Genomic DNA, 13,066 nt, shown 5'->3' on the forward strand with positions numbered 1-13,066 from the left:
CCTCGCTCAGAGCTCGCGGGGCTCCAGGGGGTCGATCGCCGGGCCCTGCACCACCTGTCCGCGCACGTCGAACCGCGAGCCGTGGCACGGGCACTCCCAGGCCTGCTCGGCGCGGTTGAAGGCCACCAGGCAGCCCAGGTGGGTGCAGCGGGCGGAGAGCGCGTGGAGCTGCCCGTCCGCGTCGCGGTGGACCGCGCAGCGCTCACCGGAGACGCGGACGACCGCGCCGTCACCGGGCGCGATCTGCTCGACGGACGGCCCGGCGGGCGAGGGCAGCCGGTCGCCGACGAAGTGCCGGGCCACGTCGGCCTGTTGTTTGAGGAAGGTGGCGCCCTCGCGGACGACGGAGGCGATGCGGCGGGGGTCGTACAGGTCGTCCCAGGGGGAGCTGCCGCCGGTGATCCGTTCGCCCAGCAGGCGGCCGGCCATGATGCCGCTGCTGAGCCCCCAGCCGCCGAAGCCCGTGGCGACGTAGACGTTCTTGCTGCCGGGGTGGAAGGGGCCGACGAGCGGGACGGTGTCGGTGGAGTCGTTGTCCTGCGTGGCCCAGCGGTGGGTGAAGTCCAGCTCGCCGAAGTGTTCCCTCGCCCAGCCCGCGAGACGTGCGAAGCGCTCCTCGACGTCGCCGCCCGCGCCGGGGGTGAAGTGCTCGCCGGTCACCACGAGCAGACGCCGGCCGTCGTCCAGGGGCGCCGTGCGCAGCGACCGGGTGTTGCGCTCGGGGGTGATGTACATGCCGCGCGGGGCCCGGGCGGCGTCGAGGGGGGCGGCCAGCACCAGTTCGCGGCGCGGGGAGAGCCGGGTGAAGAGGAGGGCCCGGTCGAACACGGGATAGTGGGTGGCGACGACGACGGACCGGGCGGTCACCTTCGTCTCCCCGGCCGCCGAGCGGGTGGTCAGCACACAGGGGTCGCCCTCGCCTAGGCCGGTGACCCGGGTGTTCTCGTGGATCGTGCCGCCGAGCCGCTGGATGCCCTCGGCGACGGCCAGAAGGTACTTGCGCGGGTGGAACTGCGCCTGGTCGGACACCCGGACCGCGCCCGCCACGGGGAACGGCAGCTCCGTCCGGGTGACGTACTCGGCCGGCAGCCCGGCCTCCCGCGCGGCCTCCGCCTCGGCCTTCAGGGCATCGGTGCGGGCGGGATCCTCGGCGTAGGTGTACGCGGCCGTGTCCTCCCACTCGCAGTCGACGCCCAGTTCCTGCGCGGTCTTCGCGGCATACCGGATGGCCTCCATCTGCGAGCGGGCGTACAGCCGGGCTCCCTCCGGGCCCCGGGTGCGGCGCAGACGGTCGTAGACGAGGGTGTGCAGGGCGCTCAGCTTGGCCGTGGTGTGCCCGGTGACCCCGGCCGCGATCCGATCCGCCTCCAGCACGGCGACGGAGCGCCCCCGCCGGGCCAGCTCCCACGCCGTGCTCAGCCCCGCGATGCCTGCGCCGACGACCGCGACGTCCACCGTGAACGGCCCGTCCGGAGGGGGCGCGGGGTCGCCGGGCGGGGCGCTGTGCAGCCAGTACGACCCGTGGGGATGCGCCTTCTCGTCCATGCGGCCCGAGTTCCCGGGGCCGACCGGGTCACACACCCGACCGCCGACCGGCCGGCCCCGGCCCGTCGGCCCCGGCCACTCGCCCTCGTCCGCTCACCGTCGCCCGTCGCGGCACGCCCACCCGGCCTCAGGCCCTTCGGTCGTAGCCGTCCCGGGCCTGCGCCACCTTGGGCAGGTTGTCGGTGGCCCATTCGGCGAGGTGGGCGAAGAGCGGGGCGAGGCCGAGGCCGAGTTCGCTGATCTCGTACTCGACGCGCGGGGGCACCTCCGGGTGGTAGGTGCGCACCACCAGGCCGTCGCGCTCCAGCTGACGCAGGCGCTGGGTCAGCACCTTGGGAGTGATGTTCGTGATCCGGCGTTCCAGCTCGCCGAACCGCTGACGGCCGTGGACGTGCAGGGTCCACAGGATGGGCGTGGTCCAGCGGCTGAACACGATGTCCACGACGGGGGCGATGGGGCAGGCGAGCTCGGGATCGGTCGGGAGGCCGGTCATGTGTACCCCCTGGGGAAGTCACTTTCCTCTGGGTACCTACTATACCTGCGGTGTTAGCGTCGTTCCGCAACGTCAACGACCCATGAAGACAAAGGAGTTACCCATGATCGTGGTGACGGGGGCTACCGGGAACGTCGGCCGTGAACTGGTCCGATTCCTCACGGACGCGGGCGAGCGGGTGACCGCCACGTCCCGGAACATCTCGGACACGGACGTCCCGGACGCCGTTCGGCCGTTGCGCTCGGATCTCACCGACGCGGAGAGCCTGCGGCCGGTCCTCGACGGGGCCGACGCGCTGTTCCTGCAGAACGGTGGCGCCGGCGCTCATCTGCTGCGCCCGCGGGACCTCCTGGACGTCGCCAAGTCCGCCGGGGTCGGCCGGGTGGTGCTGCTGTCCTCCCAAGGGGTGGCGACCCGGCCGGAGTCGGAGTCGCACGGGGCCCTGGCGGGCGGAATCGAGGACGCCGTCCGGGATTCCGGCCTGGAGTGGACGATCCTGCGGCCGGGCGGCTTCCACTCCAACGCCTACGCCTGGGCGGAGCCGGTCCGCGACCGTCGTACCGTCGCGGCCCCCTTCGGCGACGTCGGTCTGGCCACCGTCGACCCGGCCGACATCGCCGAGGTGGCCTCGGTGGCCCTGCGGGAGGACGGACACACCGGTCGGGTCTACGAGTTGACCGGGCCCGCCCGCACTACGCCCCGGCAGCGGGCGGAGGCCATCGGCACGGCGATCGGGGAGCCGGTCCGGTTCGTCGAGCAGACGCGGGAGGAGGCGCGCGAGCTGATGATGGGGTTCATGCCGGAGCCGGTCGTCGAGACCACCCTGTCCATCCTCGGCGAGCCGACCCCCGCAGAGCAGCGCGTCGGCCCCGACGTCGAGCGGGTGCTGGGCCGCCCGCCGCGCACCTTCGAGGAGTGGGCACGGCGCAACGCGGCGGCGTTCCGGTAGGTCGCGGCTCCCCGTCGCCAGGTGACGGCCCCGTGGCCGCGGGCGCCGTCGCGAGTCAGGAGTAGGTCATCGGGCAGCCGTACCGGAGGGAGTACTGCGCGGCGCGCAGGTACAGCGCCACGTAGAAGGCCGCGTCCCGGTCCTCGCTCCACGGCCCCGGCCACGCCTCGGCGGCCTTGTCCACCCCGCCCTCCATGAACCACAGGCTCAGTGCGAGGTTCTCGCCCGCCGGTATCGCGTCCAGGGGCAGGCCGATGACCCGGGCCAGCCGCCGGGCCAGGGCGAGGACCCGCGGGGCCCCGGCGACCGGCGTCTCGTCGCCGGCGTACGCCGTGCCGACGGGGAGCAGGATCTCCTCCTCCAACGGCAACGGCACCAGCACGGCCCAGTCGAGGAGGGTCGACAGCTCCGCACCGGTCAGCTGCGCCCCGCACAGCGCGGTGAAGCCGTCCATGGAGGGACTGATCTTCTCCTCGAACCAGCCCGGCGCGTCCCGTACGGCCTCCTGGGGCTCGTACGGGGGCAGCCCGCGCCGCTCCAGCTCGGCGTTCAGCGCGGCGGCGACGTCTCCGTATCCGTCCTCGCCGGGCTCGGACCAGTCCTGCGCGCTGACGCTCACCAGATACACACCCATGATCGCAACGTACCGCCCGGGACCGACAAGGCCCCCGACCGCTGATGACAACGGGGGTGAACAAGCGCTTAGATAGGTGATCGAACACTCGCCAAGACCGCGACCGACCCGCCCGGAGGCCCCGTTGTTCACGTCCGTCGACGATGTCTCCGCCCGGCTCGCCGAGAGCGGCTATCTGGCCTCCCCCGCCGTCGCCACGACCGTCTTCCTCGCCGACCGGCTCGGCAAGCCGCTGCTCGTGGAAGGCCCGGCCGGCGTCGGCAAGACGGAACTCGCCAAGGCCGTGGCGCAGGTGGCGGGGGCCCGGCTCGTTCGGCTCCAGTGCTACGAGGGCGTCGACGAGTCCCGGGCGCTGTACGAGTGGAACCACGCCAAGCAGCTGCTGCGCATCAGCGCGGGCCGGGACGAGACCTGGGACGAGACCCGCACGGACGTCTTCAGCGAGGAGTTCCTCCTTCCGCGCCCGCTGCTGACCGCCATCCGGGGCGACGAGCCGACCGTCCTGCTGATCGACGAGACCGACAAGGCCGATGTCGAGGTGGAGGGGCTGCTCCTCGAAGTGCTCAGTGACTTCCAGGTCACCGTTCCGGAACTCGGCACGATCACCGCGACGCGCCGCCCGTTCGTCGTCCTCACCTCCAACGCGAGCCGTGAGCTGTCGGAGGCGCTGCGGCGCCGCTGTCTCTTCCTCCACATCGACTTCCCCGAGGAGGAGCTGGAGCGGCGGATCGTCCGGCTGAAGGTGCCCGGCATCGAAGCGGCACTGGCCGAGTCGGTGGTCCGGGTGATCGGCGCGCTGCGCGCGATGGACCTGCGCAAGGCGCCGTCCGTCGCCGAGACCATCGACTGGGCGCGCACCCTGCTCGCGCTCGGCGCCACCACCCTCGACGAGAGGGTCGTCCGCGAGAGTCTCGGCGTGATCCTCAAACACCAGGACGACATCCTCAAGGCCGGCGCGAAGCTCGACCTGGACGCCGTGTGAGCGCCGAGGTCGCCGACCGCCTGGTCGGCTTCGTCGCCGCGTTGCGCGCGCACGGCCTGCGGGTCGGCACCGGCGAGACGGTCGACGCCGCCGAAGCGGCGGCGGTGCTGGGGTTCGCGGACCGCGGACTGCTGCGCGAGGGGCTGGCCGCGACGCTGCTGCACTCGACGGACCAGCGGCGCGTCTTCGACACCGTCTTCGACCTGTACTTCCCGCACGGCGTCGGCGCGCCGCGGGGCGAACCCGGCGACCGTGACGACCTGCGTGAGCGGCTGGCCGCCGCACTCGTCGCCGACGACGGGACGGCGCTGGCCCGGTTGGCGATCGAGGCGGTCGACTCACTGGGCGGCTACGGGAGTTCACCGGGCGCGGACGGCTGGTCGTCGTACCAGACCCTGGAACGACTGCGTCCGCAGACGCTGCTGGCGCGGGTGCGGAACGACATCAGGGCCCGGGGCGGTGACGTCGGGTTCACCGACCGGCTCCTGGAGGACGAGATCCGGCGACGTATCGCGGCCTTCCGTGCCCTGGTGGCCGGGGAGGCCCGGCGCCGGGTGGCGGAGCGGCGGGGGCGGGACGAGATCGCCCGGCGCGCGGTGGCGCCGACCGCCGACCGGGTCGACTTCCTGTACGCCGGGAAGGACCGGCTGGCCGAACTGCGGCGGACGGTACAGCCGTTGGCCCGCAAGCTGGCCACCCGGATGGCCGCGCGCCGCCGCCGGGCCGCCCGGGGCACGATCGACCTGCGGCGCACGCTGCGCGGCTCGCTCTCCACGGGCGGAGTCCCGATGCGGCCCGTGCTGCGCCGCCGGCGCCCCGCCCGCCCCGAACTGGTGCTGCTGTGCGATGTGTCGGGGTCGGTGTCCGGCTTCTCCGACTTCACGATGCTGCTGGTGCAGGCGCTGCACGACCAGTTCAGCAAAGTGCGCGTGTTCGCCTTCGTCAACCGGATCGACGACGTGACCGGCCTGCTCGAACACGGCGCGGCCGACCCGGAGGGCCTCGGCGCCCGGATCCGGGCCGAGGCGACTCTGACGGGCTACCACGGCAGCAGCGACTACGGTGTCGCTCTGGGCGAGTTCGCACAGCGGTACGGCGCGGCGGTGGGCCCGCGCAGCACGGTGTTCGTACTGGGCGACGCCCGGACGAACATGAGCGACCCGAACCTGGCCGCACTGCGACAGATCGCCGAACAGGCCCGTCACGTCCACTGGTTGAACCCCGAGCCGCGCTCCCTGTGGGGCACGGGCGACTCGGCCGCATCCGAGTACGCCGAGCTGGTCGCGATGCACGAGTGCCGCAACGCGCTCCAACTCGGCGCTCTGGTAGGCCGGCTGCTCCCGGTCTAGCCCAGTCTCCCCTGTTCTCCTCGCTCTCTCGCTCTCTCGCTCTCTTGCTTTCCCGCTCTACTGGGCCTTCCCGTAGTCCTTGGCCATCGCCCCGGCGAAGTCGTAGACCACGCACTGTTCGTCGCCGACGACCCAGGCGTCGTGGCCGGGCGGGACGACGAAGACGTCTCCGGGCCCCAGTTCACCCTCGCCGCCCTCGTCCATGGCGATGCGCATGCGGCCCTGGACCACGTATCCGTTGTGGTGGATCTGGCAGGTGTCGGTTCCTGCCATCGACGCCAGCGACTCCGACCAGCGCCATCCCGGTTCGAAGGTCGCCACGGCGAAGTCGAGCCCCGTCATATGGACGGCCTCGATGTGGCCGCGGGGGAAATCGCGCCGCTCGTCCGGCTTTTCGAGCGCCTTCACTTCCATCATGACGCTTCCTCCTTCCGACCGCGCCTCACCACGGCCGGGGCCGGTCTCCCCGGCGGCCCTGGGCGTCGCGGGTCGGGGGCCGGGCCCCACCCCTCCATCCTCCGCCCGTCGCCGGGGAGCCGCCAACCGGAGGCGGCGGCCCTCGATGACCCGTCCTGGCTAGGCGCCGCACAGTTCGGCGAAGCGAGCGGTGTCGATGTTGCCGCCGGAGACGATCACACCGACGCGTCGCGGCAGATCTCCGGCCCGCCCGGCGAGGAGGGCGGCGAGCGGGGTGGCGCCGCTCGGCTCCACGACGATCTTCAGGCGTTCGAAGGCGAACCGCATGGCCGCGCGGATCTCGTCGTCGGAGACCAGGGCGATGTCGTCCACGAGACGCCGGTTCACCGAGAAGGTCAGTTCCCCGGGCGTGTGCAGGGCCTGGCCGTCGGCGATGGTGCGCGGCACCGGGATCTCGACCCGCCGGCCCGCCTCCAGCGACCGTTTCGTGTCGTCCCCGGCCTCCGGTTCCACCCCGACGATCCGGGTGCCGGGCCGCAGCCCCTTGACCGCGGTCGCGCTGCCGGCGATCAGTCCGCCACCCCCGACCGGAACCAGGAGGGAGTCCAACTCGCCGGCTTCCTGGAGGAGTTCGAGCGCGGCGGTGCCCTGGCCGGCCATGACGTGCGGGTGCTCGTAGGGCGGGATCAGCGCCAGACCCCGGTCGGCGGCCAGCGCCTCGGCGATGGCGACCCGGTCACCGGCGTACCGGTCGTACGTCACGATCTCGGCGCCGTAGCCCTCCGTCGCCGCCCGCTTGGAGCCGGGCGCGTCCTCGGGCATGACGATCACCGCGGTGGTGCCGAGTTCCCGCGCGGCCAGGGCGACGGCCTGGGCGTGGTTGCCCGAGGAGTACGCGGCGATGCCCCGGGCGAGTTGCTCGGGGGCCAGCCGGGAGGCCGCGTTGTAGGCGCCGCGGAACTTGAACGCGCCGACGCGCTGGAAGTTCTCGCACTTCAGATGGACCTCGGCGCCCACCAGCGCGTCCAGGGTGCGGGAGCGGAGCACGGGCGTGCGGTGCGCGACTCCCTCGAGCCGGGCGGCCGCGTCGCGCACGTCGTCGAGGGTGATCGGCGGAGATGTGGTCGTCACGGGTGTGCTCCCTCGGGGTTGTCGTCGGTACCGGCGCTGTCGTCGGCACCGGCCTGGTGCGTGGCTCTGGCCTGGGAGAGATAGCTGTAGGCGGACGCGCGGGAGATGCCGAGGCGGGCGGCGACCTGCTCGACGGCGCGGCGCACGGCGAACACGCCGCGTTCGTCCAGGCTGCGGAACAACGTCAGGCGCCGCGACCGGTCGAGGCCCGCCCAGGTCTGGCCCTGACGGCGCAGACGGTCGTCGAGGAGGGCGTCGACGACGGAGTCGATGTCGTCGCCGAACGTCGTCACGGGTGCCTCGGCCCCTGCCCCGGCCGCCCCCGCGAGCGCGGCCAGCAGGCCCTGCACCCGGTCCACCTCGGTGACGTCCACGTTGACGCACAGGGCTCCGAACACCGCGCCCGTGGAGTCGCGCAGCACCATCGTGGAGGACTTCACCAGCCGTCCGGCGCCGGTGCGGGTGACGTAGTTCAGCTCGTCGACGGCGTCGTCGCCACGGGCGAGGACCCGCATGCCGATCTCGCTCATCGCGCCGCCGGCCGTCCGCCCCGTCACCGACCCCGCGACGGCGACGACGGACTTCTCCGGCCGCCGGTAGTCGTGCAGCACCACCTCGCAGACCGGCCCGAACGTCGCGGCGATTCCGTCGACGAGGGGGGTGAGCGCGCGCAGGATCGCGTCCCGCTCGGTTTCCCGGGTTCTCATGACACGATTAGACCACACGTCCAATCTATGGACTTCCAGTCCAGACATGGCTCAGATGTCAACGTCGTGGATGACGCGTTCAGGGGAACCGCCGATCAAGGGGTGGTGTCGCCAATTACGGTTTCCCTAGGATGTGTTGTCGGCCGCGCCAGTCCGTGGCACGGCAGCGAACTGGGGGAATGAGATGCAGCCTGGCAAGCAGCTGTCCACGTCGATCGACGCGGCGGTCCCCACGGCCGCCCGCATGTACGACCACTACCTGGGCGGCAAGGACAACTACGCGGCCGACCGTGCGGCCTGCGAGGAACTCGACAAGGTCGTCCCGAGCACCCGCGCCCTCGCGCTGAACAACCGGCGCTTCCTCCAACGCGTCGTGAAGACCCTGACGCAGGAGTTCGGGATCCGGCAGTTCCTGGACCACGGCTCAGGCCTGCCCACCCAGGACAACGTGCACCAGGTCGCCCAGCGCATCGACCCCAGCGCGCACGTCGTCTACGTCGACAACGACCCCATGGTGCTGGTGCACGGACGGGCCCTGTTGGAGCAGGACCAGAGGACCACCGTCATCCACGCCGACCTGCGGGAGACCGAGGCGATCTTCGCGCACGAGGAAACCCGGCGGCTGATCGACTTCTCGCAGCCGGTGGCCGTGCTGTTCAACTCGGTCTTCCACTGCATCCCCGACAGCGACACCGACGGACCGCAGGCGGTGGTCCGCCGGGTGACCGAACGGCTCGCCCCCGGAAGCTTTCTGGTGATGTGCCAGCTGGTCAGCGAGGACGCCGAGGTCAGGAAGTTCGTCACCGACTTCATGGACAAGGCCACGCAGGGCCACTGGGGCCGGGTACGCCAGGAGAAGGACGTCGCCGCGTTCTTCGAGGGCACCGAGATCCTCGACCCGGGACTGGTGGAGGTCTCCACCTGGCGGCCCGACACCGAGGTCGCGCCCCGCCAACTCACCCAGGAGTGGATCGAGTTCGGCGGCGTGGGCCGCCTGGGCTGAGCCGTCTCACCTCACGGAGCGGCGGGATAGCGCCGCTCCGCCGTCTCCTTCAGCAGCGCCATGGAGTCGCGCGGATCGAGCGCCTCGTCCGCCAGCCGGTCCAGCGCGACCCGGTACTCCTCCGTCTCGTCCCGGTCCTCCAGGAAGGTCGCGCTCCTGATCTGCTCCAGATAGACGACGTCGGGCAGATCCGCGCCGCCGAAGCGCAGATAGGTGACCGGTATGGCCGGCGCGGAGGCATGGGTGACGTCCAACGGCACCACCTGGACCGTGACATGGGGCAGTCCGGCCATCTCCGCGAGGTGGTCGAGCTGCTCGCGCATCACCTCACGGCCGCCGAGCACGCGCAGCAGCACCGACTCGTCCAGGACCGCCCAGAGCCGCGGGGCGTCCGGACGCCTCAGCAGTTCGGTGCGCCGCGTCCGCAGCTCCACCCGGCGCTCGACCTCCCGGGACGTCGCCGACGGCAGCCCGCGCTCCACGACGGCACGCGCGTAGGCGGGGGTCTGCAGCAGGCCCGGCACGTACTGGATCTCGAAGGTACGGATCGCCGTGGCCGCCTCCTGGAGACCGACCAGCCGGTCGAACCACTCGGGCATGAGCCGCTTGTCGTAGCGCTGCCACCAACCGGGCTCGCCCGCCTGCCGCAGCAACCGGATGAGCACGGAGGCCTCGTGGTCGTCGGTCCCGTACAGCGACAGGAGCGCGCGGACGTCCGCCTCGACGGGCGGCCTGCGCCCCTTGCCCGCCTCGATGCGCGACAGCTTGGCCGGGCTGAAGCCGAGCGCTCGCGCAGCCTGGTCCTGGGAGAGACCGGCGTCCTCCCGGATACCCGCCAACTGAACGCCGACCAGCATTTTCAGCAAGGTCGGGGCGGGCTCGGCCCGGTTCAGATACGGTTCGAGGCGAGACACTCGAGGCGACTCGACAGACATCCTGACTCCCCGTGGACCGGCAGACGACAGACCGCAGTATCGCATCCGCGGCCCTCCGGCCGCACGCGGCACGGCAATTGAGTCCTCGGGGAATCCCCCTCGGACCGCTTCGGACCAGCCGCCCGGCCCGGGCCGGGCGCCCGTTCAGACCAGGTGGTCGAACTCCCCGTCCTTCGCCCCGGCCACGAACGCGGCCACCTCGGCCGGCGTGTACACCAGCGCCGGACCGTCGGGGTCACGGGAGTTGCGCAGCGCGACGCCTCCCCCGGCCAGGGCCGCGACCTCCACGCAGTTGCCCTCGGCGTTGCTGTGACTGCTCTTGATCCAGCGGACGCCCAGCGAGCTCGCCCGCACTCCGTTCGACACTGACGACACTGCAATCTCCCTCGCTCGTACGCGCAATTTCCCGTGAAATTGCACGAGGACCTCGTCAGCGTGGATAATAACCATGTCGTCAACCGCACTTCCGCCCACGTCCTGACGTCGCCTCAGGGAGATGCAACGTGTCATCACCTGCGCAGTTCCGGAGCCACCAGTCCGTCTCCGTCCGCGACTCGCCAAGAACCGCCGCCCTGCACCTCCTGGGCAGCCGGGCGGGATTCGTCCAGGCACGGGAGTTCACCCAGCGCACCCTCGACTGCTGGTCCCTGGACCACTGCACCGACGACGCGGTCACCGTCGTCACGGAACTGGCCGCCAACGCCGTCCTGCACGCACTGCCGGACACGTCGACGGACGACTTCCACGTCCGGCTCCGGCTCACGCTGCGCCGCTCCCACCTGGTGTGCGCGGTCACCGACCCGAGCGACAGCCTGCCCGTCTACCCGCACACCGCAGACGACCTCCTGGAACACGGCCGCGGACTGCACATCATCGAGGCCCTCTCCGAACACTGGGGCTGGACCCGCCGCGCCCCCATGGGCAAGACCGTCTGGGCGATGCTGCCGGCCCGCCCCCCGTCCTGACCCCGACCCCATCCCTGACACCTGACATGACTGCCACGAAGAGAACCTCGCCGCTCAAAGACCTTGATCACGTGCCATGGCCCGAGATCAAGGACTCCACCGGCTCCGCCGCGGGCATCCCCTTCCTGCTGACCACGCTCGCCCGTGGCGACGCCGACAGCGCCGAGTCCGCACTCGGCCAATTGCGTCGCCGCATCTGCCAGTTCGGCTTCGTCGTCGACCAGGCGACGGCGGCCACGGTGCCCTTTCTCTGGGAACTCGTCCGGCTCCCCCAGGTCACCTGCCGCGCGGAGATCCTGCGCCTGCTGAAGAGCATCGCCGACACCCGGCAGTGGGAGACCACCGCCGCCGCGTACCCCAAGCTGCTGCACCACCCCGACAACTACGTGGCATGGGAACGCGCGGCCCACCACGCCGTGCACGCCCAGCGCGACGTCCTGCGCCAACTCCTCGCCGAGCGGGACACCGAGATAGTGCGGGCGACCACGGAACTCGCCGCGACACTGGCCGATCGAAACCTCACCGGCGGGCACGGCGAACCCGGTGCCACTCCTTGTGCCCACCGCCGCACCGGACCGCTAGGTTGACCGCATGAGCAACCTTGATCGCGCGCCCGTACCGAGTCTGTGCGGCGGCCGTGGCTTCGTCGTCGCCGAACCCGTCCGCGAACTGCTGAGCCCCCGGCGTGTGAAGCTCGGCGAGACGTCCGAGGTCCGCCGGCTGCTCCCGAACCTCGGCCGGCGCATGATCGGCGCCTGGGCCTTCGTCGACCACTACGGCCCCGACGACATCGCCGACGAGCCCGGCATGCAGGTCCCGCCGCATCCGCACATGGGCCTGCAGACCGTCAGCTGGCTGCACGAGGGCGAGGTACTGCACCGGGACTCGACCGGCAGCCTGCAGGCCATCCGGCCCAGGGAACTCGGCCTGATGACCTCCGGGCGGGCGATCAGCCACTCCGAGGAGAGCCCCCGGTCGCACGCCCGGTATCTGCACGGCGCCCAACTGTGGGTCGCGCTGCCCGACAGCCACCGGCACACCGACGCCCGCTTCGAGCACCACGCCGACCTGCCCACGGTCACGGCCCCCGGCCTCACGGCCACCGTGCTCCTCGGCGACCTCGACGGCTCCGTCTCCCCCGGAACGGCGTACACCCCTCTCGTGGGCGCCGACCTGGCACTCGCCCGGGGCGCCGACGTCCGGCTGCCGCTCGATCCCGACTTCGAGTACGGCGTGCTGTCGATGTCCGGCGAGGCGCACGTGGACGGGGTGCCCGTGCTGCCGGGCTCGATGCTCTACCTGGGCTGCGGCCGCACCGAACTCCCCCTGCGGGCCGAGTCCGACGCGGCTCTGATGCTGCTGGGCGGCGAGCCGTTCGAGGAGGAGCTCATCATGTGGTGGAACTTCGTCGGGCGGTCCCAGGAAGAGATCGTCCAGGCGCGCGAGGACTGGATGAAGGGCACCCGTTTCGGCGAGGTGAAGGGCTACGACGGGGATCCGCTGCGCGCACCGGAACTGCCGCCCACACCGCTGAAACCACGGGGGAGGGTTCGCTGACCGGGGGAAAGTCGGGCTGCTGGGCCAAGGCCTACGCGACCATCTCACCTCCGGCTCCGGTAACGATGATCTCGGTCGGCAAGGGCCCTCGGAAGCTGCTTCTGGGACCTCTGCGAGGCAGTGAGCGTTTCCAAGGCGCGGGCGTCCGTGGGCGCTTTCGGCTGGACGCATGCTGACCTCATACCGACTTTCCTGATGGGCCGTCAATGCATGCTGTGGTCATGCGTCGCCACTGGCGGCCCCACACAGGGGCAGGTCATCCGCATGACGCTCTCGGCTGACACTGTCGCTGGAGCCGGTTGACCCGCCGGGATCGCTGCGAACGCCGATCCGATCTCCATCAGGGCCTGCTGAACTGGCCCGCGGCACCATCTGCCTACGGCGGCTACGGACCGCGTT

14 protein-coding genes and 1 pseudogene are annotated in these 13,066 nt (G+C 71.7%); 7 read left to right on the forward strand and 8 right to left on the reverse strand.

Annotation, left to right across the window (positions count from 1 at the left end; genetic code table 11):
- Window positions 1-6: 6 nt before the first annotated feature.
- Together ACIPFH_RS14480 and ACIPFH_RS14485 are read right to left on the reverse strand one after the other, a co-directional pair.
- Window positions 7-1,545, reverse strand: a complete 1,539-nt coding sequence (locus tag ACIPFH_RS14480; RefSeq protein ID WP_401826276.1) for an FAD-dependent oxidoreductase — start codon at window positions 1,543-1,545, stop codon at window positions 7-9.
- Between the two features lie 127 nt (window positions 1,546-1,672).
- A complete protein-coding gene (locus ACIPFH_RS14485) occupies window positions 1,673-2,038 on the reverse strand; it encodes a winged helix-turn-helix transcriptional regulator (RefSeq protein ID WP_401826278.1) in 366 nt (121 codons plus the stop codon).
- A gap of 103 nt (window positions 2,039-2,141) precedes the next feature.
- Between ACIPFH_RS14485 and ACIPFH_RS14490 the strand changes: the two genes are divergently transcribed.
- The gene (locus ACIPFH_RS14490) at window positions 2,142-2,987 is read left to right on the forward strand and encodes an SDR family oxidoreductase (protein ID WP_401826280.1); all 846 of its coding nucleotides are present in this window, start codon (window positions 2,142-2,144) and stop codon (window positions 2,985-2,987) included.
- 55 nt (window positions 2,988-3,042) lie between these two features.
- On the opposite strand, the gene ACIPFH_RS14495 is transcribed toward ACIPFH_RS14490, so the two are convergent.
- Window positions 3,043-3,621: a hypothetical protein gene (locus ACIPFH_RS14495; protein WP_401826283.1), complete on the reverse strand. Its 579-nt coding sequence runs from the start codon at window positions 3,619-3,621 to the stop codon at window positions 3,043-3,045.
- Window positions 3,622-3,745: 124 nt separating this feature from the next.
- Between ACIPFH_RS14495 and ACIPFH_RS14500 the strand changes: the two genes are divergently transcribed.
- Together ACIPFH_RS14500 and ACIPFH_RS14505 are read left to right on the forward strand one after the other, a co-directional pair.
- Window positions 3,746-4,603 (forward strand): MoxR family ATPase, encoded by an 858-nt coding sequence (locus ACIPFH_RS14500; protein ID WP_359119364.1) that lies wholly within the window; start codon window positions 3,746-3,748, stop codon window positions 4,601-4,603.
- Entirely contained in the window at window positions 4,600-5,952 is a 1,353-nt protein-coding gene (locus ACIPFH_RS14505; protein WP_401826286.1) for a VWA domain-containing protein, read from the forward strand. Before ACIPFH_RS14500 ends, ACIPFH_RS14505 begins: the two co-directional genes overlap by 4 nt.
- Before the next feature lie 57 nt (window positions 5,953-6,009).
- Here the strand turns inward: ACIPFH_RS14505 and ACIPFH_RS14510 are convergent, their stop codons facing one another.
- The 3 genes from ACIPFH_RS14510 to ACIPFH_RS14520 all read right to left on the reverse strand — a co-directional run bounded on the left by ACIPFH_RS14510 (window position 6,010) and on the right by ACIPFH_RS14520 (window position 8,207).
- Entirely contained in the window at window positions 6,010-6,369 is a 360-nt protein-coding gene (locus tag ACIPFH_RS14510) for a cupin domain-containing protein (RefSeq protein ID WP_356258607.1), read from the reverse strand.
- Between the two features lie 159 nt (window positions 6,370-6,528).
- Window positions 6,529-7,500, reverse strand: a complete 972-nt coding sequence (locus ACIPFH_RS14515; protein ID WP_401826288.1) for a pyridoxal-phosphate dependent enzyme — start codon at window positions 7,498-7,500, stop codon at window positions 6,529-6,531.
- Window positions 7,497-8,207 (reverse strand): transcriptional regulator, encoded by a 711-nt coding sequence (locus ACIPFH_RS14520; RefSeq protein ID WP_401826291.1) that lies wholly within the window; start codon window positions 8,205-8,207, stop codon window positions 7,497-7,499. Before ACIPFH_RS14520 ends, ACIPFH_RS14515 begins: the two co-directional genes overlap by 4 nt.
- Window positions 8,208-8,391: 184 nt before the next feature.
- Here ACIPFH_RS14520 and ACIPFH_RS14525 point away from each other — a divergent pair, with 184 nt between their 5' ends.
- On the forward strand, window positions 8,392-9,210 hold the full coding sequence (locus ACIPFH_RS14525) for an SAM-dependent methyltransferase (protein ID WP_401826294.1): 819 nt from the start codon (window positions 8,392-8,394) through the stop codon (window positions 9,208-9,210).
- A gap of 11 nt (window positions 9,211-9,221) precedes the next feature.
- Here ACIPFH_RS14525 and ACIPFH_RS14530 read toward each other — a convergent pair whose 3' ends face one another.
- The gene (locus tag ACIPFH_RS14530) at window positions 9,222-10,145 is read right to left on the reverse strand and encodes a helix-turn-helix transcriptional regulator (RefSeq protein ID WP_356258596.1); all 924 of its coding nucleotides are present in this window, start codon (window positions 10,143-10,145) and stop codon (window positions 9,222-9,224) included.
- A 144-nt stretch (window positions 10,146-10,289) separates the two neighbouring features.
- Window positions 10,290-10,511, reverse strand: a complete 222-nt coding sequence (locus ACIPFH_RS14535; RefSeq protein WP_399076419.1) for a DUF397 domain-containing protein — start codon at window positions 10,509-10,511, stop codon at window positions 10,290-10,292.
- Between the two features lie 137 nt (window positions 10,512-10,648).
- Between ACIPFH_RS14535 and ACIPFH_RS14540 the strand changes: the two genes are divergently transcribed.
- The 3 genes and pseudogenes from ACIPFH_RS14540 (at window position 10,649) to ACIPFH_RS14550 (ending at window position 12,667) form a co-directional block, all read left to right on the forward strand.
- Entirely contained in the window at window positions 10,649-11,110 is a 462-nt protein-coding gene (locus ACIPFH_RS14540) for an ATP-binding protein (RefSeq protein ID WP_401826297.1), read from the forward strand.
- A 26-nt stretch (window positions 11,111-11,136) separates the two neighbouring features.
- A pseudogene (locus tag ACIPFH_RS14545) lies at window positions 11,137-11,622 on the forward strand (hypothetical protein); the annotation flags it as partial.
- A gap of 79 nt (window positions 11,623-11,701) precedes the next feature.
- The gene (locus ACIPFH_RS14550; RefSeq protein ID WP_401826299.1) at window positions 11,702-12,667 is read left to right on the forward strand and encodes a pirin family protein; all 966 of its coding nucleotides are present in this window, start codon (window positions 11,702-11,704) and stop codon (window positions 12,665-12,667) included.
- Window positions 12,668-13,066: the final 399 nt, after the last annotated feature.

Source organism: Streptomyces sp. NPDC088157, from assembly GCF_044741545.1.
In the GTDB taxonomy this organism is placed as follows: Bacteria; Actinomycetota; Actinomycetes; order Streptomycetales; family Streptomycetaceae; genus Streptomyces.